The 23,362-nt window shown below is 67.7% G+C and carries 29 protein-coding genes; 14 read left to right on the plus strand and 15 right to left on the minus strand.

All coding sequences use genetic code 11. The features are described from left to right. Positions 1-374, minus strand: a 374-nt coding sequence (locus ON19_RS44025) for an AfsR/SARP family transcriptional regulator (RefSeq protein ID WP_306307063.1), incomplete at its 3' end; no start/stop codon positions are given. Further along, positions 304-804, minus strand: coding sequence for an AfsR/SARP family transcriptional regulator (locus ON19_RS44030; RefSeq protein ID WP_255218414.1), 501 nt, complete (start codon positions 802-804; stop codon positions 304-306). The genes ON19_RS44025 and ON19_RS44030, both read right to left, overlap by 71 nt. 132 nt (positions 805-936) lie before the next feature. On the opposite strand from ON19_RS44030, the gene ON19_RS27470 reads away from it, so the two are divergent. After that, entirely contained in the window at positions 937-1,401 is a 465-nt protein-coding gene (locus ON19_RS27470) for an SRPBCC family protein (protein ID WP_043699003.1), read from the plus strand. A 164-nt stretch (positions 1,402-1,565) separates the two neighbouring features. Beyond that, the gene (locus tag ON19_RS27475; protein WP_043699005.1) at positions 1,566-2,435 is read left to right on the plus strand and encodes a 1,4-dihydroxy-2-naphthoate polyprenyltransferase; all 870 of its coding nucleotides are present in this window, start codon (positions 1,566-1,568) and stop codon (positions 2,433-2,435) included. Between the two features lie 101 nt (positions 2,436-2,536). Here the strand turns inward: ON19_RS27475 and ON19_RS27480 are convergent, their stop codons facing one another. From ON19_RS27480 to ON19_RS27500, 5 genes are all read right to left on the minus strand, one after another. Beyond that, positions 2,537-2,920: a phage holin family protein gene (locus tag ON19_RS27480; RefSeq protein ID WP_043699007.1), complete on the minus strand. Its 384-nt coding sequence runs from the start codon at positions 2,918-2,920 to the stop codon at positions 2,537-2,539. Positions 2,921-2,993: 73 nt separating this feature from the next. Further along, positions 2,994-3,575, minus strand: a complete 582-nt coding sequence (locus ON19_RS27485; RefSeq protein WP_043699009.1) for a Clp protease N-terminal domain-containing protein — start codon at positions 3,573-3,575, stop codon at positions 2,994-2,996. Further along, positions 3,575-3,796 (minus strand): hypothetical protein, encoded by a 222-nt coding sequence (locus ON19_RS27490; RefSeq protein ID WP_043699011.1) that lies wholly within the window; start codon positions 3,794-3,796, stop codon positions 3,575-3,577. The genes ON19_RS27485 and ON19_RS27490 overlap by 1 nt, the downstream gene beginning before the upstream one ends. Positions 3,797-3,912: 116 nt before the next feature. Beyond that, entirely contained in the window at positions 3,913-4,998 is a 1,086-nt protein-coding gene (cds1, locus tag ON19_RS27495; RefSeq protein ID WP_043699013.1) for an L-cysteine desulfhydrase Cds1, read from the minus strand. Next, positions 4,995-5,405, minus strand: coding sequence for a DUF4229 domain-containing protein (locus tag ON19_RS27500; protein ID WP_051169359.1), 411 nt, complete (start codon positions 5,403-5,405; stop codon positions 4,995-4,997). The genes cds1 and ON19_RS27500 overlap by 4 nt, the downstream gene beginning before the upstream one ends. Positions 5,406-5,541: 136 nt before the next feature. On the opposite strand from ON19_RS27500, the gene ON19_RS27505 reads away from it, so the two are divergent. Together ON19_RS27505 and ON19_RS40765 are read left to right on the plus strand one after the other, a co-directional pair. Further along, a complete protein-coding gene (locus ON19_RS27505; protein ID WP_040783886.1) occupies positions 5,542-5,751 on the plus strand; it encodes a BldC family transcriptional regulator in 210 nt (69 codons plus the stop codon). Between the two features lie 117 nt (positions 5,752-5,868). Continuing rightward, the gene (locus ON19_RS40765) at positions 5,869-6,075 is read left to right on the plus strand and encodes a hypothetical protein (protein WP_043733248.1); all 207 of its coding nucleotides are present in this window, start codon (positions 5,869-5,871) and stop codon (positions 6,073-6,075) included. 185 nt (positions 6,076-6,260) lie between these two features. On the opposite strand, the gene ON19_RS27510 is transcribed toward ON19_RS40765, so the two are convergent. Next, positions 6,261-6,869, minus strand: a complete 609-nt coding sequence (locus ON19_RS27510) for a DUF8020 domain-containing protein (protein WP_043699017.1) — start codon at positions 6,867-6,869, stop codon at positions 6,261-6,263. Between the two features lie 311 nt (positions 6,870-7,180). Between ON19_RS27510 and lppU the strand changes: the two genes are divergently transcribed. From lppU to ON19_RS27555, 10 genes are all read left to right on the plus strand, one after another. Beyond that, on the plus strand, positions 7,181-7,828 hold the full coding sequence (gene lppU / locus ON19_RS27515) for an LppU family putative lipoprotein (protein ID WP_051169360.1): 648 nt from the start codon (positions 7,181-7,183) through the stop codon (positions 7,826-7,828). Between the two features lie 363 nt (positions 7,829-8,191). Further along, complete coding sequence (locus tag ON19_RS27520; protein ID WP_051169361.1) at positions 8,192-8,644, plus strand: hypothetical protein; 453 nt, start codon at positions 8,192-8,194, stop codon at positions 8,642-8,644. After that, a complete protein-coding gene (locus tag ON19_RS39230; RefSeq protein WP_051169362.1) occupies positions 8,641-11,790 on the plus strand; it encodes a tetratricopeptide repeat protein in 3,150 nt (1,049 codons plus the stop codon). Before ON19_RS27520 ends, ON19_RS39230 begins: the two co-directional genes overlap by 4 nt. A 120-nt stretch (positions 11,791-11,910) precedes the next feature. After that, positions 11,911-13,140, plus strand: coding sequence for a helix-turn-helix domain-containing protein (locus tag ON19_RS27530; protein WP_043699019.1), 1,230 nt, complete (start codon positions 11,911-11,913; stop codon positions 13,138-13,140). A gap of 233 nt (positions 13,141-13,373) precedes the next feature. Beyond that, a complete protein-coding gene (locus tag ON19_RS27535) occupies positions 13,374-13,805 on the plus strand; it encodes a hypothetical protein (protein WP_157229864.1) in 432 nt (143 codons plus the stop codon). After that, positions 13,802-14,281: a hypothetical protein gene (locus ON19_RS27540; RefSeq protein ID WP_043699023.1), complete on the plus strand. Its 480-nt coding sequence runs from the start codon at positions 13,802-13,804 to the stop codon at positions 14,279-14,281. The genes ON19_RS27535 and ON19_RS27540 overlap by 4 nt, the downstream gene beginning before the upstream one ends. 97 nt (positions 14,282-14,378) lie before the next feature. Further along, a complete protein-coding gene (locus tag ON19_RS42255; RefSeq protein ID WP_157229865.1) occupies positions 14,379-14,600 on the plus strand; it encodes a hypothetical protein in 222 nt (73 codons plus the stop codon). Between the two features lie 773 nt (positions 14,601-15,373). Continuing rightward, entirely contained in the window at positions 15,374-16,027 is a 654-nt protein-coding gene (locus ON19_RS27545) for a hypothetical protein (RefSeq protein WP_043699025.1), read from the plus strand. Between the two features lie 3 nt (positions 16,028-16,030). Then, positions 16,031-16,393 (plus strand): hypothetical protein, encoded by a 363-nt coding sequence (locus ON19_RS27550; RefSeq protein WP_051169364.1) that lies wholly within the window; start codon positions 16,031-16,033, stop codon positions 16,391-16,393. Between the two features lie 95 nt (positions 16,394-16,488). Continuing rightward, complete coding sequence (locus tag ON19_RS27555; protein WP_157229866.1) at positions 16,489-16,926, plus strand: hypothetical protein; 438 nt, start codon at positions 16,489-16,491, stop codon at positions 16,924-16,926. Positions 16,927-17,235: 309 nt separating this feature from the next. Here the strand turns inward: ON19_RS27555 and ON19_RS27560 are convergent, their stop codons facing one another. From ON19_RS27560 to ON19_RS27590, 7 genes are all read right to left on the minus strand, one after another. Beyond that, the gene (locus ON19_RS27560) at positions 17,236-17,889 is read right to left on the minus strand and encodes a Uma2 family endonuclease (protein ID WP_043699593.1); all 654 of its coding nucleotides are present in this window, start codon (positions 17,887-17,889) and stop codon (positions 17,236-17,238) included. Between the two features lie 128 nt (positions 17,890-18,017). After that, the gene (gene ccsB / locus ON19_RS27565; protein WP_043699028.1) at positions 18,018-18,983 is read right to left on the minus strand and encodes a c-type cytochrome biogenesis protein CcsB; all 966 of its coding nucleotides are present in this window, start codon (positions 18,981-18,983) and stop codon (positions 18,018-18,020) included. 2 nt (positions 18,984-18,985) lie between these two features. Beyond that, positions 18,986-20,680, minus strand: a complete 1,695-nt coding sequence (gene resB / locus ON19_RS27570) for a cytochrome c biogenesis protein ResB (RefSeq protein WP_043699029.1) — start codon at positions 20,678-20,680, stop codon at positions 18,986-18,988. Beyond that, entirely contained in the window at positions 20,677-21,522 is an 846-nt protein-coding gene (locus ON19_RS27575) for a cytochrome c biogenesis CcdA family protein (RefSeq protein ID WP_043699030.1), read from the minus strand. Before ON19_RS27575 ends, resB begins: the two co-directional genes overlap by 4 nt. 40 nt (positions 21,523-21,562) lie before the next feature. Further along, positions 21,563-21,814 carry a hypothetical protein gene (locus ON19_RS27580; protein WP_043699032.1) on the minus strand — a complete coding sequence of 84 codons (252 nt, stop codon included), beginning with the start codon at positions 21,812-21,814 and terminating at the stop codon, positions 21,563-21,565. Further along, positions 21,811-22,452, minus strand: coding sequence for a TlpA disulfide reductase family protein (locus ON19_RS27585; protein ID WP_051169365.1), 642 nt, complete (start codon positions 22,450-22,452; stop codon positions 21,811-21,813). The genes ON19_RS27580 and ON19_RS27585 overlap by 4 nt, the downstream gene beginning before the upstream one ends. Then, positions 22,449-23,099 carry a histidine phosphatase family protein gene (locus ON19_RS27590; protein ID WP_043699599.1) on the minus strand — a complete coding sequence of 217 codons (651 nt, stop codon included), beginning with the start codon at positions 23,097-23,099 and terminating at the stop codon, positions 22,449-22,451. The genes ON19_RS27585 and ON19_RS27590 overlap by 4 nt, the downstream gene beginning before the upstream one ends. Between the last annotated feature and the right edge of the window lie 263 nt (positions 23,100-23,362).

Raw genomic sequence — 23,362 nt, forward strand, 5'->3', positions numbered from 1 at the left:
GACGGTGCGGAGCCACCCCATGCGGGCCGCGGCGGCGCAAGGCGCCCGATCGGCTCTCCGCGCAGGATCGCCGTGTGCGCCGCGGAAAGCGCCGGTCCTGGATCGGTGCCGAGCTGGTCGGCCAATCGGGAGCGGAAGGCCGCGAATGATTCCAGCGCCTCGTTGGGCCGTCCCGCCGCGGCGAGCAGACGCAGGAGGGTCAGCTGCGCGGGCTCGTCCAGGGAGTCGGCGGTGGCACGCCGACGAGCCAGGCGCAGCGCACCGTCGATATCGCCGCCGTCCTCGCGTGCGGCGAGTTCGAGCTCATCGAGTTCGGCGAGCCGCCGCCCGGCCGCGGCGCGCAGCTCGTCGGCGAGGTCGCCCGGGGGGCAGATCGGCGCCGGGGTCGCCGCGCCACAGCGCGCGCGCCCGCGCGATCTCCGCCAGGCACCCGGGCAGGTCGGCTGCGGCGTGCAGTCTGCGCGCCCGCGTCACCCGCTCGCCTACCGAGGACAAGTCGACTTGGTCGGCGCCGAGGGTCAGCCGGTAACCCGCCGGGCCGATTTCCAGCGCACCGACCGGCAGCGCCGATCGGAGCCGGGAGACCTGGGTATGCAGCGCGTTCATCGGCGACCGCGGCGGCTGTTCGCCCCAGACCTCCTCGATCAGGGCGTCTGCGCCACGGCTGCGGCCGGGCCGCAGTGCGAGGGCGGTGAGCAGGAGCCGGGAGCGCGCCCCTGGCAGCGGTGTCAGGGCACCCTCGCGGCGCAGCGCGACCTCGCCCAGCAAGGCCACCACGACCGATTCGCCTGCGGGCGTCGTCACTGCTCGACTGTGGCCGTGCGGGCCGTTGTGCTCCGGAAACATCCCGCGGTCATCGTAGGCGAGCAGGCCCGATGGGGCCGACACGATTTCTTTGCCGCGATCCGGAGTGGTCGGTCGCATAGTCTGACCCCCATGGCTGAGTTCGAGGTGGTCCGGTCGGCCGTGATCACGGCCGCTCCCGCGCGCGTGCACGGGCTGATCGATGATTTCCACGAGTGGGTCAAGTGGTCGCCGTGGGAGGACCTCGACCCGCAGCTGCAACGCAGCTATTCCGGCGCCGACTCCGGTGTCGGCGCGCGCTATGCGTGGAGCGGCAACCGCAAGGCGGGCGCGGGCAGCATGGAGATCATCGGCAGCGCCGACCGCGAGATCGGCGTGCGCCTGGAGTTCCTGAAGCCGATGAAGGCGACCAACATGGTGACCTTCACCCTGGACCCGGTCGAGACCGGCACCGAAGTGACCTGGCGGATGACCGGACAGCAGACCGGCCTGATGGGCTTCATCGGCAAGATCATTCCGATGGACAGATTCATCGGCCGGGATTTCGAGAAGGGACTCGCGCGGTTGCAGGAGGCGGCGACCGCCGAAACGGCCTGACTGCCGCGCGCCAACCACGGCGTACCTCCGCCTCCGCTCCGGCCATGCGCAGACTGACGACGGACCACGTCCGACCGCGCCCACTATGCGTACCTCCGCCTCCGCTCCGGCCATGCGCAGACTGACGACGGACCACGTCCGACCGCGCCCATTAAGCTGCGGACATGGCTACTGCAGCGCAATGGATCGAGGGCGCGCGACCGCGTACCCTGCCGAACGCGATCGCCCCGGTGCTCGCCGGGACCGGCGCCGCCGCGTCCGTCGACGGTGCGGTGTGGTGGAAAGCGATTCTCGCGCTGTTCGTTTCGCTGGCGTTGATCATCGGCGTGAACTACGCCAACGACTATTCCGACGGCATCCGCGGCACCGATGACGTCCGAGTCGGCCCGTTGCGCCTGGTCGGGCAGAAACTGGCCTCGCCCGCCGCGGTGAAGACCGCCGCGATCGTCAGTCTGGTCATCGCCGCCGTCCTGGGTCTGGTGCTGGTGTTCACCAGCGCGTGGTGGCTGCTGCTCGTCGGCGCGGCTTGCCTGGCCGGGGCCTGGTACTACACCGGCGGCAGCAACCCATACGGCTACAGCGGATTCGGTGAAGTGGCGGTGTTCGTCTTCTTCGGCCTGGTCGCCGTGCTCGGCACCCAGTTCGTACAGGCGGGCCGGATCGACTGGGTGGGTGTGCTGCTCGCGGTCTCGGTGGGCGCGTTCTCCAGCGCCGTACTCGTCGCGAACAACCTGCGCGACATCCCCACCGACACCGACTCCGGGAAGGTCACGCTGGCGGTGAAACTCGGTGACCCGCGCACCCGCACCCTGCACCTCGCGCTGCTGACGGTGCCGTTCCTCGCGACGCTGGTGCTGGTGGCCCGCACGCCGTGGGCGCTGGCCGGGCTGCTGGCGATCCCGCTCGCCGTGCGCGCCAACGCGCCGGTGCGCGGCGGCAAGGGCGGCCTGGAGTTGATTCCCGCGCTGCGGGATTCCGGCTTGGCCCTGCTGGTCTGGTCGGCGGTCACCGCGCTGGCGGTCGGGCTGGGCTAGCGCGCACGCGAGCCCTGTGCTCGACCGACGCGACCACGTCGGCCCGAAGGTGGCTCTCGCGCGAAGCCAGACCGAGCGTGGTCCGTGCGAGGCGCCGGGAATCAGTCCGCGTCCGGCACCAGGATGCCCAGCACCCAGTTCACGATCGAGACGATGATCCCGCCGAGCACCGCGGCCCAGAAGCCCTCGACGCGCAGGCCGTAATCGGTGAACGCGTCGGTGATCTCGGCGGTCAGCCACAGCATGAGCGCGTTGATCAACAGCAGGAACAGGCCGAGCGTCACGATCACCAGCGGTAGTGACAGCAACTTCACGATCGGCTTGACCAGCGCGTTCACCACCGTGAACACCGCGGCCACCGCGAGGACGACGGCGATCTTGGCGCCGGTGCCGCCTTCGGGCGCGAGGATGTCGATCTTGTCGACCCAGAAGGCGGCCAGCCAGATGGCCGCCGCGTTGATGATCAACCGAATCACGAGCTGCATGGGCCAATGCTAGGCCCAGAGTGCGGGCATGCGCCGCCGGAAAGACCGACTGGGACAGCGCATGCCCGCTCACTCATGCCGCTCGGTCGAGCAAAGTGTGCACTTCGGGGCGCAGCCGGTCGATCGCGGCGGCTCCGCCGAACAGGCGCTCGGTGGTCTGGTTGGGCGCCCGCAGGATGCCGAGCAGGATGTGCCCGGATTCGATGGTCTTGTCCTTGCGGCCGAGCGCCTCGCGCAGCGAGAGCTCGAGCACCTTCTTCGCGTCTCTGGTGAACGGGATGTGCCGGTAGTCCCCGGCGCGACCCCAGCCGAACAGCCCGCGCCGCGGCTCGGGTGCGGCGCGCTCGAGCGCGTCCTCGCCGAAGTGGGCCTCCAGCGACTCCCGCACCGCGTCGAGGTCGATGCCGATGGACCGCAACGCCTCGGCGTCCTCGGCGCCGAGCGGATCACCCTTGCCCTGCTCCGAGAGCGTGCGCAGCACGCCTTCATGGGTGAGTCCCGTGTCGGCGAGCAGTGCCACGAGCTCCGGCTCGCCCTGCGCGAGCAACCCGAGCAGCACATGCTCCACATCGATGGTGGACGAGCGCAGTTCCCGCGCGTCCTCCTGGGCGACCACGATCGCCGTGCGCGCCGACCTGGTGAACCGTTCGAACATCAGCGGCTCCTGTCTCTCCGGTTGTATTTCTGGTGGACCGCCTGCTTGCTGACCTCGAGCGCTTCCGCGATCGCCTGCCAGGACCAGCCCTGGGCTCGGGCGTTGGCGACCTGGATCGCTTCGAGACGTTCGAGCAGCCTGCGCAGCGCGAGCACCGCGCGCAGCCCGACCTTGGGATCGGGGCTGCCCGCGGCGGCCGCCAGAGTGGTTGCTTCCGTCATGACGTCAATTTTGATTGACGCGCACGCATCGTGTCAACAAAAATTGACGATCGAGGGCGCGGCACAGCTCGATTCCACGATCCGCGAACAAAGAAGACGCGCTTGCGCGCGGCAGATCAGCCGTCCCAGACGCCGGTCGCCAGGAACTTCTCCAAGATCGCCGTCGGCCCGGCGAGGTTCAGCCCTTGCGAGGCGACCCACGCGTCATCGAAATACGTTCCGGCATACCGATCGCCGCCATCGCACAGCAGCGTGACCACGCTGCCGCTGCGGCCTTCGGCGATCATCTCGGCGATCAGGGCGAACACACCCCACAGGTTGGTTCCGGTCGATCCGCCTACCCGCCGGCCGAGCCGCGTGCTGGCGAACCTGGCGGCGGCGATCGACGCCGCGTCGGGCACCTCGAGCATGCGGTCCACCACCTGGCCGACGAACGACGGCTCCACCCGCGGGCGGCCGATGCCCTCGATCCGGGAGGGCATTCCGGTCTGGTAGGCCGCGTCCCCGGTCTCGTATCCGCCGAAGAAGGCGGAATTCTCCGGATCGACCACAGCCAGCTTCGTCGCGTGCCTGCGGTAGCGGATGTAGCGGCCGATGGTGGCGCTGGTGCCGCCGGTGCCCGCCCCGACCACGATCCACTCCGGCACCGGATCGTTCTCCAACGCCATCTGCTGGAAGATCGATTCGGCGATGTTGTTGTTGCCGCGCCAGTCGGTGGCGCGCTCGGCGTGGGTGAACTGGTCCATGTAGTGGCCGCCGCATTCGGCCGCCAGCCGCGCCGCCTCGGTGTACATGTCCGGCGGGCGCCGCACGAAGTGGCAGCGTCCGCCCTGCGCCTCGATCAGCGCGATCTTCTGCGGGGAGGTGCTCGCGGGCATCACCGCGACGAAGTCGAGGCCGAGCAGCTTCGCGAAATAGGCCTCGCTGACCGCGGTGGAACCGGAGGACGCCTCCACCACGGTCGTCCCCTCGGTGACCCAGCCGTTGCAGATCGCGTAGAGGAACAGCGAGCGGGCCAAGCGGTGCTTGAGGCTGCCGGTGATGTGGGTGGACTCGTCCTTGAGATACAGCTGAACGTTCCACTCGGTGGGCAGCGGGTAGCGCAGCAGGTGCGTATCGGCGCTGCGCTGGGCGTCGGCGTCGATCAGCCGCACCGCGTTGTCGACCCAGTCGCGCGGAGCGGCGTGATCGCAGAATTTCACGAAGGCGTGCCCGAGCCGGGCGGGGTGGGCGGCTGATCACCGCGCAGCCGCGCGCGCAGCTCGGCCTTGTCGCGCCGTCTGCGCTCGTCGACCAGGGCGATGTCCTCGTTGACCTTGACCCGCAGCCGCTTGAACAGGGTCAACGACAGCGGCATCGCGATGATCAGAGCGAACAGGGCGGCGACCACCAGCGGGATGTCCACCGACACCAGCCGCGCGGCCAGCACGATCACCGCGGTGAGCACTACCACGAGACCCAACCTGGCGACGGTGTACAGCGCTAGATTGCGGGCCAGCCTGCGTCCTGCGCCAGGGGTTTGCTGTCCGGAAGCACCTTTTGGTGGAGTTGCGTCACGCACATCCCTCAGCCTATGCGAAGCTGTTGCCCGCCCCCGGTGCACGCCCATAGCCGAGGGTGGGGCGCACATCCGTTTTGTCTATTACCTCCCCTTTACCAACTGTAGGTGGTTCGAGTACCTAGGGGTTTCAGTGCGACGATGGCGCCATCTGATGAGGGAACTGTCGAGAACGGAGAGGTTTGCTATGACTGCGATCACCGTCGGCGGCCAGGACACCCTGCTGACTCCGGGCCAGGTTGCTGCCCTGTTCCACGTCGACCCCAAGACCGTGACGCGCTGGGCTCATGCCGGGCGCCTCGGGTCGCTGCGCACACCGGGCGGACATCGCCGGTTCCGCGAATCGGAAGTACTCCAGCTGCTCAAGTCGCTGACCACCGAAGCGACCGCACGCTGATCGCAGGCCGCGCGGGCCCGTCATGCTCGGGTCCGCGCTCGCCCGCAGACCATTTTCGCGTCTGCGGTGTGCTGGAGTCACGTCCGCGACTACCCTCGTAACCAGGAGGTGAGCGACGTGACGTACCTGTTGGCACTCATCGCGGTGGTGGCAATAGCGGTGTTGTGCTGGAAGGCGTTCGGCCCCGAGCGGACTGGACCCACTGCCCCGCAAACGCGTTCACCACAGCGCAAGCGCGTCATCGGACCCGACGACGACCCGGAGTTCCTCTGGCGACTATCTCGCCAGCACCGAGACGGCGAGTCCGGTTCCGCCGAGCGCTGATCGTTCGGCATTACCGCGCGAAAGCACGCGCCCAGCGGCATCGGGCGCTCGCGCGTTTCTCGCTGCTCAGCACGTGGTGCCGAGCATCAGCCGTGGCGCCCTGGCGGCACGGCGATCGACAACCCGGTACGTGTGGGGCAGGCGCGCTGCGGTGCGCCTGCCCCACACGATCCGCGAGCTATCGATCAGGGCTCGCCGTTGACGACCGCCATCAGCGCGTCCATGAACGGCTGCCCGCCCTGGATGGCTCCACCCGCGATACCGCCGACGACCAAGCCGATCGGGCCGGTGATGATGCTGAAGAAGCCCAGACCGATCAGAGCGCCCAGCAGACCGCCGAGCAGCGCGCCGCCGACCACGCCGACGACGTTCTTGTTCAGTTCGGCGATCAGCCGGTTCATCGAGCTGATCGGCTGCATCTCGCCGATCTCCTTGGCGTCGGCCACCGGGGTGAGCGCGAGACGCCGTCCGCTGTCGCTGATTTCGTGCGCGACCGACAGCTTGCTGCCGGAAACCTCGAAGGTCAGCGGCACTTCCGCGACCACGGCTCCGGTGTCGGAGGTCAGCTTGATCTTGGTGCCGTCGTCGACCACCGCGAAGCTGCCGTGCTCGACGGCGGTGCTGATCGCCCCGGTCTCACGGGAGACCGTGGTGCGGTAGTCGACTCCTTGCTCGACACCAACTGTGGTGATCTCTCGATCCGGTTCTACGGGTTGCGCGTTCACGGCGCCCGCGGTGATGCCCACTGCGGCAACCGCACCGAGCGTAATGGCGGCAATAGTGCCGAACTTCATTCTGGAATTCCTTCTCAGCAGACCCCCGGCTCCGGAGGCCGGATGGCGTGTGACTGTACAGCGCCCGTGACTTGTTTCCAGACCTGGCGACCGGCACACATGATCGAGAAGGTTCGTTATCCAATTGTGATCACTTCTGCGGATGGCTGGGCCACGCAGGTGAATTCCCGGGGCGGATCTCCGGTTCCAGGAAGGAGAACTCGACGCGGACGCGCCCCGTAGTGTATGCATGGCGTGGTCTTCAATCCGCAAGATTCACAACTTCGGGTCGCTAGGTGGGTTCGAAGGGTTACAGCTCTGGAGGACGTGACGTGTCGCGCCAACGTGTCCGTGCCGGTATCACCCTGGCCGCCTTCATGGTCGGGACCGGACTGGCGGCCGCCCTCGTGGTCTTCGCCGCGGTATCGATGAGCGGCCCCGCCGACGAGCCGGCCAAAGCCGCCCAGACCGCCGACGCGCCGATCACATCGTCGCCCCCGTCGACCACCGAGGAGCCGCTGCCGACCACCACGGAGGCGCTGCCGACCACCTCGGCGATGCGCGGCGCGTCGAACAAGAGCGCCACCAGCCTGCAGGTGAACATCGGTGACTGCGTGTCGCTCGGCGGCGCGGGCGGGATCGACAAAACCGCTTGTGGCAGCGGGAACTCCGTTTACAAGGTCATCGAGAAGGCGCCGGCGAACAGCACGTGTCCCACCGACGCCGACCGCACCTACAACGAAACCTTGCACGGCGCGGTGCAGGCAGCGCTGTGCCTGGATATCGACTGGGTGGTGGGCGGTTGCATGGAGCTGACCCCCGACAATCCCAAGCGGCTGGACTGTGCGGCCCCCGCCCCCGGCGCGGTTCGGGTGATCGACGTCAAGCAGAACACCGTCGACGTCAACGCCTGCGGCTCGGCCGACAGCGGGATCGTCTACCAACAGCGCCATTTCGTCGTCTGCGTCGCTCGGCTCTGACCCTTCTCGCGGACTCGTTCGCACCCGCCGTTTCCAGCCATGGAAGCGGGGTCCGTACGACGCCCTTAACAGACTTGCGAAGCCCGCGCCCGCCCAGGGCCCGCGCGACAGCGTCTCGGCCGCAGGGTTTTTCGGCGGGTAATCAGGGTGATCATTGCGTGTCCGATCACGGCGCGGATCGATGGCGCTACCGCGGCCGAATTTCGAAGCGTAGCCCGATAACGTTCGCGCCGATCGCTTTTGACGACATCCCGCTAATAAAAACCATATAGTTCCGCGAAATAACGCCCGGGCGCGTGCCGAGGCGGCACCAGCTGTCCGTTTCCGGTCGTGTCGCCGGGTGAGTTGGTCGATACTGGGAGCGTGCGGAACAAGCTGTGGGGTGGGGTTCTGCTCGTTCTCGGAGTCACCGGGATCGGGCTGGGGATCTGGCTGTTCTTGTCGCTCGGCTTGGACCAGGGTGACAAGCTGGCCAGCGTCGTCGGAATGTTCGTCGGGATCGCGGCGCTGGGTCTTTCGATCTACGGCGTGGTCCTGGCACGCCGCGGTACCGGCGGAGGGGCAGCCCCGTCGACCGGCGGGACCTCCATCACCGGGTCCGTCATCGGGGGCGGCGTTTCCACGATCAGCGACGTCGCCGGGCCGGTCACCATCCGCCGACGCACACCTCCGTCCGGAGCCGTACCGCCGCCTGCTCCCGGCGCACCAGGTCGCCCGAGGAGGCAACCGGCTACCGCTCTGACGATCACCGACAGCACGGTGGCTGGACGGGTCGACCGTATCCGTGGTGCGGGTTCGGTCGAAATAGACGAATGAAGCTGCGCTGGTGGCGCGATCGTCACCCGGGGCCACAGCTCGCCAACAGCAGCGTCGGCGGCAGCGTCATCGCCATCCGGCACGTCGTCGGTGATGTCACCGTCACCGATCGTGCCGTCGACTCCGGTCACCGGTACTGGTGTGAGCCGTTTCCCCGTGCGGAGAAGCTGCCGCTCGACCAGGCGCGCGCCCAGCCGTCGCTGCTGTTGCAGCCGCGCTACAGCGTGGTCCGGTTTCTCGGCCGCGACAGCGAACTCACCGAGCTCGACCACTGGCTGGCCGCACCCGAGCCCATCGCGGTGCATCTGGTGCACGCCGCGGGCGGGGAGGGAAAGTCCCGGCTGGCCGGTCGATTCTGCGAGAACGCCACCGCCACCGGGTGGGCCGCGTGGCGGGCGATCCACACCACCGAAGCGAGCGGCCTGCCCGGCACCATCGCGTTGACCCACCGCAACGCGGTGCTCCTGGTGGTCGATGACGCACACCGCTGGCCGGTCGCCCACCTGGACTCGCTGGTCACCAATTTGCGCGCGGTCACCGCCACCGGCGGTGTGAAGGCGCGGGTGCTGCTGCTGGCACGCGCCACCGGGTACTGGTGGTCGACCCTGTCTTCTCGCTTGCTCGAACTCGGCGTCGCCACCAGCGTGACGGCACTCGCGCCCTTGGGGTTACGGTTCGACCGCGCGTCGGTCTTCGACAGCGCGGTCACCGGATTCTCCCGAGCGTTGCAGCTGCGCGACTTGCCCGCCAATCGCTACCGGGTCGGCATCGATCTCGGCGACCCCCGGTTCGATTCGGTGTTGTCCATCCATATGGCGGGTCTGGCGGCCATCCATTCCCGTATCCGCAACGTCTCCCCTGGCCACGACCCCGCAGCGGTGTCGGCCTACCTGCTGGGTCTGGAATACACCGACTGGGCCGACCGGTTCGAGCGAAAACTCATCACCACCAGCCCCGAGGTCATGCGCCGCGTGGTTCATCTGGCGACCATCACCGGCGGTATGTCCCACTCCGAGGCCCGCGCCCTGCTCACCTCGGTCGGGCTGGCGATCGATGAAGCACACGCCGGACGGATCGTCGACGACCACAGCCTCTGCTATCCCCCGACGACGACCAGCGTGCTCACCCCGCTGCAACCCGACCGGCTCGGCGAAGACTTCCTCGCGCTCAACACCCCGGGTAAGCCGGACCGCACCGGCGACGCACTACCGGCCGACCCCTGGACCGTCGACGCCGCGCACAAGCTCATCCGCCGCACCGACTCACCCTGGGTGAGCGCCGCGATCGTTCGACTGGTCGAAGCCGCGGGCCGCTGGCCCCACCTCGCACCCACACTGCTGTACCCGAGCCTGCACCGAGACCCCACCCTCGCCGCCACGACCGGAGGCGCGACGCTGACGCGGCTGGCCGACCTCCCCGGCATCGCACCCGACATCCTGACCGCCATCCAGCAACACCTCGATGACAACCCCGGCCTCGACACCACCACCGCCGCACGAGCACTCGAAATCGCGCTGCTTCCACACCGCATCACCGCGACCACCGACCCGGCCGAGCGAGCCGACCTCTACCGGCGGTACTCCTGGCAGCTGCGCGCCGCCCATCGATACCACGAGGCACTCAGCGCCGCTGAGCAGGCCGCCGAGCTCTACCGATCGCTGAACGACACCGACCCCGACCACTACGCGCCGTCCCTCGCCGCAGCGCTCGCAATTCTCGGGACCCGACTGGGTGATGTGGGTCGCCAGCATGAGGCACTCGGCCCGGCGCAGGAAGCTGTCGCCCTTTACCGGCACCTGGCGGAAACCCGTGCCGAGACCTACCTGCCCGAACTCGGGAACGCGCTGACCCAACTCGGGAACCGTTTGGGTCGGCTGGGGCGCAACTACCAAGCACTGGGTGCCGCACAGGAAGGCGTCGACCTCTACCGACGCTTGGCCGAGGCCGACCCCGCACGCCACCTGCCCCACCTCGCCAGCCCCCTGAACAACCTCGCCAGCCGGTTGGGTGCGCTCGGCCGCCAGTACGAGGCGCTCGACGCGGTTCAGGAAGCCACCACCCTCTACCGGCAACTCGCCGAGGCCGACCCCGACGCCTACTTGCTCAATTTCGCCAGGTCGCTGAACAACCTCGGGATCCGGTTGGGCGAACTGGGCCGCCAACAGGAGGCACTCGACGCGGCACAAGAAGCCGTTTCCCTCTACCGGCAGCTGGTCGAATCCGATTTCGACGCCCACCTGCCCGACCTCGCAGAGGCGTTGATGCAACTCGGAATCCGTTTGAGCCGGCTGGGCCGCCACCACGAGGGGCTCGAAGCCTCGCAGGAAGGCGTCGGTCTGCACCGGCGCCTGGCGAAAGCCAACCCGGACACCCACCTCGCCAAACTCGCGGAAGCCCTGACAGAGCACAGCTTGGGGTTGGGACGGCTGGGCCGCCATCACGAAGCGCTCGAGACCGCGCAGGAAGGGGTCGTTATCTACCGACGCCTGGCGGAATCCGGCCCCGACACCCACCTGGCGGATCTGACCAGCGCGCTCAACAACCTCGGAATCCGGTTGGGCGAGCTCGGCCGCCGCCATGAGGCACTCGAAGCCGTCCGGGATGCCGTCGCCCACTACCGACAACTGGTCGCGGCCGACCCCGACACCTACTCGCAGAATTTCGCCAGGTCACTGAACAATCTCGGAATCCGGTTGGGCGAGCTCGGCCACCACCACGAGGCACTCGAAGCCACACAGGAAGCCGTCTCCATCAACAGACGCCTGGCCGAGGCCAACCCGGACACTCACCTATTCGAACTGGCCAAGTCGCTGACCAACCTCGGAGTCCGGTTGAGCCGGCTGGGCCGTCACTACGACGCACTCGAGACCGCGCAGGAAGCCGTCTCCCTCAACAGACGCCTGGCCGAGGCCAACCCGGCCACTCACCTGCCAGAACTCGCCGAATCACTTCTGTTCTTCGCCGAGAACACGATCAGAGCCGAAGAGCAGCTACAGCACGGGCTCACCGCCGTTCAGGAAGCGGTCACATTGCTCGAGGCTCAGGTCGATCAGGTGCCCGAGGCATACCGATTCCGGCTCGTGCAAGCCCGCCGAGCCCGCAGCGACCTGCTCCAGCAGCTCTCCACCGAATGGCGCGCGCCGTAACCGTCGGCCGCCGCACGAAGACACGCCGCGCGTCCTCGATCTTCTTCTCGCTTGCCACCTGCACGGCGGAAATCACCAGGTACCGTCGCAAGTGGGTAGCCATCGGCGGAGGAGTACGCCATGAACGACATTCCCCCTAACGAAGTCGGACGCAGGCTGCGTGAAATCCGCGCTTGGCGCGGGCAAAGTCTCGAGGTGGTCGCGGGACTGGCCGGTATCAGCTTCGGATACCTCGGACGGCTGGAACGCGGCGAGCAACCGCTATCCAATCGCGCCACGCTCGAGGCGCTGGCGCGGGCGTTGAAGGTGTCGCCGTCGGAGTTCAATGGTCAACCGTGGGAGACCACCGACGGCCCGAGTGCCGAAGCGCACGCCGGACTGATCGCGGTCGAAAACGCTCTGGAAGTCTGCGAACTCGGCACTGACCCTGGAGTCGAGATACGCGAATGGTCTGCGATCGCCGCCGACCTGGCCACTCTGGAAGCCGTTCGTGAGTCCACCGACTACGCGGCCGCTTGCGCGCTGGCTCCGCGGCTGCTCATGGAGTTGCACGCGGCGTATGTCCGACTCCCGCAGCGGAGACGAGAAGTTCTGGTAGGCATCATTCGCTGCTATTACGCGTTGGCGAATACAACCAAACGCCTCGGTGTCCGAGGCTTGCCGATCATGATCGTCAAGGCTGCGAGCACATGTGCGGAAGAACTCGATTCACCCGCATGGATCGGGTTCGCGGTTTGGCTGCGCGGCACCATCGCAGGCTCGATATCGCGTACGCAGCAGTACACCCGCGCTGTTCAGACGGCCGATCGGCTCACGCCGCATCTCGATGATTTCTCCGCCTTGCAGGCATACGGGATGCTCCATCTGTCCGCAGCGCTCGCGGGCGCGGTGCAGTCCGACCGGGACACAGCGAACACTCACCTGGCCGAGGCCGAATCAGTCGCGGCGCGGATGGACGAGGAAATCGGCAACTTCGGCCGACTGTGGTTCGGCCGGACCAATGTCGGGATATGGCGCTCGTCTATCGGCATGGAACTCGGCGACGGGGTACAGGCTGTGGAGTTGACGCGGAACGTACCCGTCGATGCCATCCCGTCCCCCTCCCGCCGTGCGAACTACTACGCCGAGGCGGGGCGGACACTGCTCGCCGAGCCGAAACACCGAGACAACGGCCTAGCTCTGCTCATGAAGGCCGAAGGTATAGCCCCGCAACAAGTTCGCACCGACTTCTTCGTCCGCGAAGCGATCGCCGATCAACTGCGCACCGCGCGACGTGACGCCGGAGGGCGGAATCTACGCGGCTTGGCATGGCGATTGGGGATCGCTCCCGACTTGGCACCGAGGACCTGACCGGACTTCCTTAGCCTGTCCTTTCAGGACAAATCCGTTGTGTCCCTGCTCATAACGTCTCCCCCGGCCCCGACGCCGGGGTGAGCGGGCCGATTCCTCATCTCGGCCGCGCCAGCGCGGTAACGACCGCTGGCTGGGGTTGATGCCCTCGGCGTCGGGTGCTTTCCAATCGGATGGCAGGGAGGCGCAGGGGAATGAATGCCGACAGGGGGCAAGGAATGTATTCGGCAGGGATGGCCGAGCTGGAGCGGATGGCGGCGTTCCTGAAAGACCAGTCGACACCCTTGCGCGGGAAGTTGACAGATGCGCAAGGTCCGCTGGCGATCGGGTTGCGGTGTGTGGCGGTCGCGGATGCCGACGCGGTGGGCGATCAGGCGACGATCGAGAAGTTGACGCGGCGGCACGGGTACACGCTGGCTTCTACGTATGCGGTTGCCCCGCACACGGTGCCGTTGGTCGTGACAGCGAGTGTGTTGGAAATGGTGCACGTGACCCGCGCGGGTGCGGTGATCGTTCCGGGGATGGCGCATCTGGGCGGTTCGGTCCCGGTCGAGTTCACGCGAGTGTGCAGTGTGATCATGCCGGGGCATGTGATGCTCGGCCGCACTTTGTACCCGACCCCATTAACGTCCGGCGACAACACGGATGCGGAGGCACAGGGATGAGCGCGTGCGGCTTCGATCTGACGACCCCGCACGGACAGTGCGCGTTCTACAAGATGGTCTGCCAACTTCCCGCCGAGGTCGAGCCCGAAGCCCTCGGCAGAATCGTCGTACGGGCGGGTTCGATGGTCTGGGGCGTGTCGATGCCCGAGCCATTGGGCCGTGCAGTGACGGACCGGCTCCGCAGCGGCGGGCACAGCCTCGGACCGACCATCTCGCACCCGCATTCACGAACCTGGACCTTTCTCGTGCGGCCCGACCTGCCCGACGAACCTCGGATCTTCGCGGGCTTGTTCCGGGATCGGGTGAAAGTGATCCGCGACGGCGGATTGATCGCGCTCCCGTCCCCGGCCGACCGCAACACCGGATACCGGACATGGCTCGAGGCGCCCCGCGACACGTACCGACCCTCGGGGCGGCTGGTGGTGGAAGCGCTACGCGCGTGCCTGCTCGCACGAGCGGTCAGGACAAGCCGATGAACCGGCGCGCGGCTCTCGACAGCTATCGCCGCCACGGTTCCGGCCACCGCCCCGGCATCGCTCCGGTCACACCAGCACCCGCCCGAATCGCGGTGTCATGAGCGGCAATACCCGATCACCGCACCCAGAGGAACCCGACGTACACCTGTCGGTCTACCTGCACGACCAGCGAATGGACTTCGCAGCATGCCTAACCGCCGCACTCGTATTCGTCCAGGACTGGAACGCCCACCACCGCCCCGGCGCGGTAACCGTCCTACCCGGCAACCCGACCGGCCTCCCCCGCCTACCCAACGAACGGCTCTACCTCGAATCCTGACCAGCCCGCCCTTGCCCGTGCCGCCACTTACCCGGATGCACCCGATCCCGGTGGTGTCGTGCACGGGCACAGGGGGTGCAATCAGGACTAACGAGTCCCTAGTACCGGTCCCGTGCCGGCGGCCTGGCCGAATCCGGCGCACCCGTGACAGTGAGCCCGAGCCGCCGCAAATCCTCGATCGCTACGAGACATCCAAGGCGAACTGCCGGGCCTGTTCCTCGAGGTCGGTGTCGTCGCTCACGCATCCTCGAGAAGGAACTCGATGGATCGCAGCTCATCCCATGCCGCCAATTCCTCTGGCGTCAAGGTTTATTGAGCGGCGAACTCACCGATCTCCTCTCGCGTCATCCCTACGCGACGCAAGACCTCGCTGTGGCGGTGTCGAAGTTCCTCGGACGTGCTGCGTTCAACCGTGACGGTCATCGGCGAATTACCCTCCCTGCTTCGTCGACCATCTCCGCTCATTATGCACACACACCTCGCTCTCTGATCGGGGACCGAGGCAATCTGTTTCTATCAGCGGGGACCGACAAACACGTGTCGAGCCGCCCTGCCCTGAGCCAGATCGTGGCATCAGTATGGAGATGGTTGTGGCACGCCGGTGCTTGCGGCGATTCGCTGCTCGACGCTTGCGAGTGCCGCCGTGCTGCGGACGACTCGACCTCCGTCAGTATTCGCTCGTCGTCGTTGATGAGCCGCTGGAATTCCGCTTCGGTCGCGGGCCGCTGCGCTGCGGTGAGCAGCTCTCGAGCCCAGCCTCTAGCATTCGGGGCATGCGCCGCAGCTGTTGGCTTCCGATCCTGATGTGCCTGGCCGTGCTCGGCACCAGCGGATGTTTCGGCGCGGTTGATCGCGCGGACTTCGAGCAGCAGATACGCACGCGCGGCGGCGGTCTCGTCAACACACTGCCACGCGATGCCATCGCCGCACTCAGCAAGCGACTGGGCACCGCCGACCCGCAAGCGAACGTCATCCTCCTCACCGCACCGAACTCGACCCAGTTCCGGCTGGTCCTGAACAACCAGCCGAATCAAGTGACCCGGTTCCTCACCGAACGCGACGACCTGGCCACTCGCGAACCAACGGCCCGCCTGCGCATCCGCCACCCGGACCGCTCCCGGCAACTCGACGACTATTCGTTCACCCTCGGCGCACTCGGCTCCGCACAGCCGGTGCGGGTTTCGGCATTCGACGACCTCGACAGCGAAATTTTCAGCCTCAGCGAGGTGACCGGCCTGGCACAGATCGAGGACATCGTCGACACCGCCCGCACCCGGAGCGGACTACCCGACGGGCAGGTGAACGCGATTGTGGTGAGCCGTTTCGGCGGCGAGATCCGGATAGTCACCAATGTGGTGTCACCACGGTCGGAGATGCTCGCCGAGTTCGACCGCACCGGCGCCTTCCTGCGAATCCAGCAGGTGTAGTCGATGGCCCGATTCCTGGTGACCGCAGCCTCGACCGGTGTCGCCGCCGGCCTCCTCACCATGGTTCCGTTAGCGATCTGGCCCGGCGAAGCCACATTGACCGCACCACTTTTCTGTTCGCCCGCGACGGAGCCGATGGTCGTCTCGGACACCATGCACGATTCGGAGGGCAGGTCGGTCAATTACACCCTGTACTGCGTGAGTGAACGCGGCGCGATCACCGACGAGGGCTTCGCGCTGCCGATGCTGACACTCTTCGGAGCACACGTCGTAGTGGTGACAGCGCTGGTGTTGCTGGCCGAACTCTGGACACGGTCACGACCCGACCCAACGACGCAGTCACCCGGCGCTCCTGTCGAATACTGAGCCGCTGACAAAAGTGGGATCGCGGCGTTCAGGGGCGAACCCATGAGTACCCGTCCCACAGCTCACCGTTGCGGCGTCGGTGTTAGACACTGATCATGGCCATGTTTCGGGGGAGTGTGTACATCTACGGCACGATGAGCGACGCGATTCGGATCGTCGGGATCTATGCCAAGCGGATGGCGCTGCAAATCGGCGACGAGCCGACATATTTCGCGGTCGATGAGGATTGGTTCGACTCGTTCCGACTTGTCGCGCAATGGTTGGAATACAACGAAGAGCTGACGACCGATGATCTCCCGGAGGGACGGAAGGTGCTGGAGATCAGTTGCGTTTTCCGGCCGGCAGTGGACGGGGAGCCGAATCGGTTCGTCGAGAGGACGATCGACGCCGTGCTCGAAGAGTTCTTTCGCGACGGTGGGCGGCCTGAGTCCGGGAATCCGGAATCGATTCCGTGGGCGAGTTCATCGGGCAAGCTGGACGAGGGCGAAGTCGAGCGGTTCCGGAAGCGGTTTCCGGGTACGCAATTGAGCTGAGGTCGCGTAGCCGAGGCTCGGTTTCGGTGGCGACGAGGCTTCCACCCGCACCGAACAATCCCACCAACGCTTCGACCGCGATCCCATCGCGGCCCCCTCCGTCCCCGGAGAAGCGCTGAGCCAGGAGAATTCAGGATGAGGAAAGACCTATCAGCACGGGTTCAGGCATGAACATCGGCGACGAGTAGGCCCTACGGCGGAATAGGCGGCGTCCTCCTCTCGATTCGGCTGGACAACGATCTCTGCCCGATCGGGCAACGCTGATCGACGTTCACGGAAGCTGCCCGGAGGGGACGGAGCCCGGCTCCATCAATATTCGAGTTCGGTCCAGGGGATGGTAATCGGGAACGGGAAGTCGAACTCGATTCCATCCGGGTTCTGGTGGGTCCACTCGGCGGCGAGGATGTAGTTGGCGGCGCGGAGTGGGTGGACCCCGTCCGGGAGCTGAGCATGGCCGATGTCGAGGCCGTAAGCGCGAACGGTGGCGATCGCGCTGATCTCGCGGGCCAACGTCACCTCCCAGTACCACGGGATGCCCGCGCCGGCGTAGCGCCCCTTCTTCGCTTCGATGTCAGTTTGCGTGTTGGACGGGGACAACACTTCGCCGACCAGCAGGACATCACTCCCCCGCACGTCCTGATAGGGGGAATCCAGGCAGCGGTGAACCAGGAAGTCCGGCGTCAGGAAGTTCGATTTCCCGGTGCGACCCAGGAATACGTTGGTTTCGAAGTTGACACGCCAGCAGTGTTCCGGCTCGTCCGACATCGACTTTCGTGCACAACGTTCGATCGAATTCGTCAGCCGGCGTGTGAAGACCTGGTGTTCGCCGGGCCCACGCCGTACCCAGACCACATGACCGTCCCACAACTCGATCTGCTCCGCGATCTCCTCGGGGAGCCGCTCCAGCTCCTCCCACGTCATCGACTGGGGAAGGTCCGGCCGTTCGAAGTGCGGAAGCGACATGCCGCAATGGTAGTAGCCGACACCGCCCATACGGCTGCTTGTTTCTCGGCCAGACCACGAAGAGGTACAAACCCGAGCGGTCCGGGCGAACAGCTCCCCTCCGAGGCGAACGCAAGGGTCAGAGCGGGTCAGTTCAACCCCGCGTACGAGTGCAACCCGCTGATCACCATGTTGATGATGAACAAGTTGAACAGCATGGCGACGAAGGCGGCGATGTTGATCCAGGCGGCCTTGGTGTCGCGCCAGCCGGAGGTGGCGCGGGCGTGCAGGTAGGCGGCGTAGAGGACCCAGGCGATGAAGGAGCAGGTTTCCTTCGGGTCCCAGCCCCAGAAGCGGCCCCAGGCGGCCTCGGCCCAGATGGCGCCGAGGATGACGCCGGCGCCGAACAGCGGGAAACCGATGATGGTGGTCTTGTAGGCCAACCGGTCCAGGGTGCGGGCGTCGGGCAGGCGGCGGGCGATGGCGCCGAGGACGTTGTCGGACTCCTGGCCGTCGGGCTGGCGCAGGCGGTACAGGAAGAGCATGCTCGCCACGCCCGCGAACAGGAACACGCCGCTGCCGATAGCGACGATGGTGACGTGCAGCGGCAGCCAGAACGACCGCAACGCGGGCACCACGGGCGCGGCGTCCGCGTAGAGCACGGTGCCGGCGAGGAACAGCAGGAGCAGCACCGGCACCAGCACGAACGCCCAGATACCCCGGTAGCGCTGATCGCGCAGGAACACCACCCCCACCAGCACGGCGGCGGCCGTGGCCATGGTGACGAACTCGTACATGTTGCCCAGCGGGAAGCGGTCGGTCGCGAAGCCGCGCAACACGATCGCGCCCACGTGCAGCGCGATGGCGACGATCAGCACCGAGAACGCCATGTTGCCCAGCCGCTCCGACAGCGGCCGCCGCGCGGGCTCGACGATGCGTCCCGGCCCCTGCGGTGTCGATCCGCCGCCGACCGTCACCAGCTCGCGCTCGGCGACCTGGCGGCTGCGCGCCGTCGCGTACTGCCAGATCAGCAGCACCAGCACCAGCGCGTACACCACGATCGCCGTTTTGAACGCGAAATCGCTGTACCTGGCGATGGTCTCGTCGATCGGCATGGTCACTCTCCCGTGGTCTCGGCGCCCCGCGCCGCGGTGGTCTCGGCGCCCCGCGCCCCGGTGGTCTCGGCGCCGGTGTCGAGCAGGCGGGCGCGCAGCCGGTCGAACTCGCCGCCCCAGCCCGCCTGGTCGGTCCTGGCGAGCCCACCCATCTCTACTACAGTGCGTCGTTGGTCAACGGTACCGGCTGCGTCCTCGGCCGGGTACACCCGCACCCAGATCCGGCGGCGCTTGACCAGCAGCGAGACCAGCAGGCCCGCCATCATCAGCAACGCGCTCACCAGCACCCACTGCTGGGCAGGGTCGTGCGAGACCTGGAGATTCACGAACTCTTGCGCGCCGTCGAAGGTGACCTTGGTGCCGTTCGGCAGTGTGGTCGACTCGCCCGGACGCAGATTGACCCTGGCCTCCTTGGCCAGGCGCCCCTGTTTGACCTGTTCCGGGTCGAGGGCGAACAACGACTGCGGCTTCCCGGTATCCAAGCCGGTGTCACCGCGATAGATGTCGACCGCGACGGCCGGATCGTTCATCGCGGGAAACGCCGAGGTCAGCAGAGATCCGTGGAACAACGCGGTGGGCGCGAACAGCCCCTCGATCGCGATCTGGTTCTTGCGGCGCTCCTCGTCGGTGGCGTACATGCCGCCGGGCGGGTCGATCCGCAGCACGCCACTGGACAGGAACGTCGACGCGTCGTCGGGACGCCACTGGATGGACTCGGTGCGGGTCTGGCCGTTCGGGAAGGTGACCGTGAAGGTCGGTGCGTAGCCGTGGCCTTGCAGGTAGAGCCGGTCGCCCGCGACGCGCAGCGGGTGGTTGACCTGTACCCGGGTGTCGCGCCAGGTGTTGTTGCGCAGGTCGTCGCCCGCCTGGTAGGCGAGGTTCGCGGTGAACATCTCGGCTTGCCCGTTGGGCAGGTAATCGGCCTGGAAATCCTTGACTCGTACGCAGATCGGCGTCATGCCGGTGCCGTCGTTGACGTTGCCCGCCTTGAACGAGTCGAACACCGCGGGTGACGTGGTGCAGAAGCCGGGTCCGTTGTTCGCCAGCACGATGACGCTGCCCTCGTAGCCGAACAGCTTGCCCGCCGCGATGGCGACCAGCAGTCCGACCAGTGCGAGGTGGAACACCAGGTTACCGAGTTCGCGGGTGTAGCCCTTCTCCGCCGACAGCGCCACTTCACCCTCGCGGGAGCCGGGACGGACCTCGGTGCGCCAGCCACGCAGCTGCGCGCGAGCGTGATCGATCACGGCCCCGGGCGGCTGCTCGACGCGGCCCGAGTAGTGGTGCGGCAGCCTGGTCAGATTGCGCGGCGCCCGCACCGGCGGCGTGCGCAGGGCGCGGTAATGGTCGACCGTGCGCGGCAGGATGCAACCGACCAGGGAGATGAACAGCAGCACGTAGACAGCCGTGAACCAGAAACTGGAGAACACGTCGAACAGTTCGAAGCGGTCCATCCACGGGCCGAGCGTGGGCCGGTCGGCGATGTACTGCTCGACCTTCTGCTCGTTGAGGTTCCGCTGCGGCAACAGCGCGCCGGGAATCGCGGCCAGGGCGAGCAGGAACAGCAGCACCAAAGCGGTGCGCATGCTGGTGAGCCCGCGCCATGTGTTGCGCAGGAACGCCCAGGCCCGTCGGGCAAGTGATGGGCGCGGGGGCCGGGCGGGCGTGTCGATCGTCGGCTGGTCGGTCACGGTCATATCGGCAAGGTCACCTCGGAGACGAACGCATCGCGCACCCAGGCGACGAACTGGTCCCATGCCCCGGTGACCAGCGCGGCGCCGACCGCGACGAGCAACATGCCCCCGATGATCTGGATGGTGCGGGAATTGCGGCGCAGCCAGCCGACCCCACGCAGCGCGCTCGCCGACCCGAACGCGAGCACGACGAACGGCAGACCGAGACCGAGGCAGTAGGCGACGATCAGGGCGACCCCGCGCACGGCCGTCGTCCCATCGGTGCCGGCGGCCACCGCCATGACGCCCGACAGGGTCGGGCCGAGACAGGGTGTCCAGCCCAGCGCGAACACCCCGCCCAGCAGCGGCGCGCCCACGAGGCTGGTGAGCCTGCGCGGCTCCATCCGGGTGTCGCGCTGCAAGGCGGGCACCAGGCCGATGAAGACCAATCCCATCAGGATCGTCACCACGCCGCCGATGCGTTGCAGCAGTTCCCGATTCACGTTGAGGGTCTGGATGACGCCGAACACCGTCGCGGTGGCGAGCACGAAGACCACGGTGAAACCGGCGACGAACAGCCCGGCCGCACCCGCGACCCGCATCCGTCCGGTGCGCAGCGATGGGGCGGCAACGGTCACCGCACCCGCCCGCGCGGAGCCGGGTGCGGTGGCCTCGGCGACGGTGACGGGCGGCGCCTCGGCGCCGACCAATCCGGCCAGGTAGGATAGGTATCCGGGCACGAGCGGCACCACACACGGCGAGGCGAACGACACCAGCCCCGCGAGCAGGCACGCGCCGAGCGCCAGCAGCAGCGGCCCGGAGGCCGCCGTCTGCTGGAACGAATCACCGACTCCGGCGAGCACCATCACAGGTCCTCACCGGTACCCGGCGCGGTGTGCTCGGAGGTCACACCGATTCCTCCCGCGTGTCCTCCGACGATCGGGCGGCGCGACGCAACGAGACCTTCCGCTCGGTCGCGGCGGGTTCCTCGGCCCCGTCGAACACGGCGAAGTCCAGCAGGGAGTCGGCGGCGACGCTGCGCGGCACGGTGGCGATACCCGCCCACCGGTCGTCGACGGCCCATCCGCCGCCGATACGTCGGGCGCCCTGCCGTGGCCGACAGGCGCGCAGGTGGCGGGTACGGCGGTCGCGATTCACTGTGATTCCTCCGCGGCGATGCTTTCGATTACCGGTTGTAGATCCTCGGCGAGCAGGGACCGCAGGAAGACCGCGGCGACCCGGTGTTGCCGGTCGAGGACGAGCGTGGTGGGGATGACACTGGTCGGGAAGTTCCCGCCGAGCGCCAAGAGCGTGCGCATCGACGGGTCGTAGATGGACGGGTAGCCGACCTTGTTGTCGACCACGAAGTCTTGGGCCTTGTCCTGTTGCGGATCGCGGACGTTGATCCCGAGGAAGGCGACACCCTTGTCCTTGGTCGCCTCGTAGACCTTCTCCAGGGCGGGCGCCTCCGCGCGGCACGGACCGCACCACTGGCCCCACAGGTTGAGGACGACGACCTTGCCCGGGTAGTCCGCGACCGAAATCGTCTTACCGGCCGTCATCAGGTCCGGACCGGCCAGTTCGCCGATGGTGCCGCGCGCGGCGGGCGGATCGTAGCGGATATCGGTCTTGCCGCCGGGCGAGACGAATTCGAAGGTGCCGCCCGAGGCCACCGCGTCCGAACCGGTCGAACAACCCGCGAGCGCGGCGACGAGCGCCACGCACGCGAGCAGCACCGGCAGCACCCGCCCGGTGCGCTTCGAGGGCGGGTCACAGAACGCGGTGGAGCGGATCATGCGCCGTGTACCGAGGGGTCCGAGCCGCCGGCGGGCTCGGAGTAGACGATGTCGACGAGGGTGTCGCCCTGGTAGACCAGCGAGGTCAGCGACGCGAGCGAGCACTGCCGCTGGCGCGGGTCGTGCCAGAGGCGCTGCCCCTGGAGGAACCGCCGCAGCGTCCACACCGGCAGCTGATGCGACACCAGCACCGCCTCGCGCCCGGCCGCTTCGACGCGGGCTTTGTTCACCGCCGCCAGCATGCGATGCGCGATCTGCAGATAGGGCTCGCCCCAGGACGGGGTGAAGGGGTCGCGCAGCTTCCACCAGTGCCGTGGCTTGCGCAGCGCGCCGTCGCCGACGGAGACGCGCAGGCCCTCGAAGGTGTTGCCCGCCTCGATGAGGTTCTCGTCGGTGCGCACGAGCACGTCGTGCTGGGCGGCGATCGGCTCGGCGGTCTCCTGGGCGCGCTGCAGCGGGGAGGCGATGACCAGCGCGATGTCGTGATCGGCCAGGGTCCGCGCCACCGCGGCGGCCTGCGCCCGCCCGGCCACCGAGAGGCTGAAGCCGGGCAGGCGGCCGTAGAGGATTCCGTTCGGGTTGTGCACCTCGCCGTGCCGCAGCACGTGCACGATGGTCTCGACCGGTGCGGTGCCGCCGTCGTGCACACGCTCGGTGGTGTGGGTCCGGCCGTCGGCGCGTTCGACCGGCTCGGTCCCGTTGGCCTCGTTACCGGCCGAAGCGGTCTTGTCTCCCTTATCCCCCTTGCGTGCCGCGACGACCTGCGCGTCCGACGACGCGGCGGCCGCGGCGAACTGCGCGCCCGCGTCGACCAGGCTCGATTCCGCGGGCTCGGCGGTCGCGGTCTGAGCCCCGGCGCCCGCGGCGGCGAATTGCTCGCCCGCGTCGATCACGGTGGCTTCCGCGCCGG

The organism is Nocardia abscessus NBRC 100374 (assembly GCF_000308455.1).
GTDB classification, from domain to species: domain Bacteria; phylum Actinomycetota; class Actinomycetes; order Mycobacteriales; family Mycobacteriaceae; genus Nocardia; species Nocardia abscessus.

What these genes read in the sequence shown, in the direction of transcription:
- ON19_RS27470 (WP_043699003.1), top strand. Translation starts at nt 937, where the DNA reads ATGGCTGAGTTCGAGGTGGTCCGGTCGGCCGTGATCACGGCCGCTCCC.
- ON19_RS27475 (WP_043699005.1), top strand. Translation starts at nt 1,566, where the DNA reads ATGGCTACTGCAGCGCAATGGATCGAGGGCGCGCGACCGCGTACCCTG.
- ON19_RS27480 (WP_043699007.1), bottom strand. Translation starts at nt 2,920, where the DNA reads ATGCAGCTCGTGATTCGGTTGATCATCAACGCGGCGGCCATCTGGCTG.
- ON19_RS27485 (WP_043699009.1), bottom strand. Translation starts at nt 3,575, where the DNA reads ATGTTCGAACGGTTCACCAGGTCGGCGCGCACGGCGATCGTGGTCGCC.
- ON19_RS27490 (WP_043699011.1), bottom strand. Translation starts at nt 3,796, where the DNA reads ATGACGGAAGCAACCACTCTGGCGGCCGCCGCGGGCAGCCCCGATCCC.
- ON19_RS27500 (WP_051169359.1), bottom strand. Translation starts at nt 5,405, where the DNA reads ATGGGCGTGCACCGGGGGCGGGCAACAGCTTCGCATAGGCTGAGGGAT.
- ON19_RS27505 (WP_040783886.1), top strand. Translation starts at nt 5,542, where the DNA reads ATGACTGCGATCACCGTCGGCGGCCAGGACACCCTGCTGACTCCGGGC.
- ON19_RS27510 (WP_043699017.1), bottom strand. Translation starts at nt 6,869, where the DNA reads ATGAAGTTCGGCACTATTGCCGCCATTACGCTCGGTGCGGTTGCCGCA.
- ON19_RS39230 (WP_051169362.1), top strand. Translation starts at nt 8,641, where the DNA reads ATGAAGCTGCGCTGGTGGCGCGATCGTCACCCGGGGCCACAGCTCGCC.
- ON19_RS27530 (WP_043699019.1), top strand. Translation starts at nt 11,911, where the DNA reads ATGAACGACATTCCCCCTAACGAAGTCGGACGCAGGCTGCGTGAAATC.
- ON19_RS27535 (WP_157229864.1), top strand. Translation starts at nt 13,374, where the DNA reads ATGGCCGAGCTGGAGCGGATGGCGGCGTTCCTGAAAGACCAGTCGACA.
- ON19_RS27540 (WP_043699023.1), top strand. Translation starts at nt 13,802, where the DNA reads ATGAGCGCGTGCGGCTTCGATCTGACGACCCCGCACGGACAGTGCGCG.
- ON19_RS42255 (WP_157229865.1), top strand. Translation starts at nt 14,379, where the DNA reads ATGAGCGGCAATACCCGATCACCGCACCCAGAGGAACCCGACGTACAC.
- ON19_RS27545 (WP_043699025.1), top strand. Translation starts at nt 15,374, where the DNA reads ATGCGCCGCAGCTGTTGGCTTCCGATCCTGATGTGCCTGGCCGTGCTC.
- ON19_RS27550 (WP_051169364.1), top strand. Translation starts at nt 16,031, where the DNA reads ATGGCCCGATTCCTGGTGACCGCAGCCTCGACCGGTGTCGCCGCCGGC.
- ON19_RS27555 (WP_157229866.1), top strand. Translation starts at nt 16,489, where the DNA reads ATGGCCATGTTTCGGGGGAGTGTGTACATCTACGGCACGATGAGCGAC.
- ON19_RS27560 (WP_043699593.1), bottom strand. Translation starts at nt 17,889, where the DNA reads ATGTCGCTTCCGCACTTCGAACGGCCGGACCTTCCCCAGTCGATGACG.
- ccsB (WP_043699028.1), bottom strand. Translation starts at nt 18,983, where the DNA reads ATGCCGATCGACGAGACCATCGCCAGGTACAGCGATTTCGCGTTCAAA.
- resB (WP_043699029.1), bottom strand. Translation starts at nt 20,680, where the DNA reads ATGACCGTGACCGACCAGCCGACGATCGACACGCCCGCCCGGCCCCCG.
- ON19_RS27575 (WP_043699030.1), bottom strand. Translation starts at nt 21,522, where the DNA reads ATGGTGCTCGCCGGAGTCGGTGATTCGTTCCAGCAGACGGCGGCCTCC.
- ON19_RS27585 (WP_051169365.1), bottom strand. Translation starts at nt 22,452, where the DNA reads ATGATCCGCTCCACCGCGTTCTGTGACCCGCCCTCGAAGCGCACCGGG.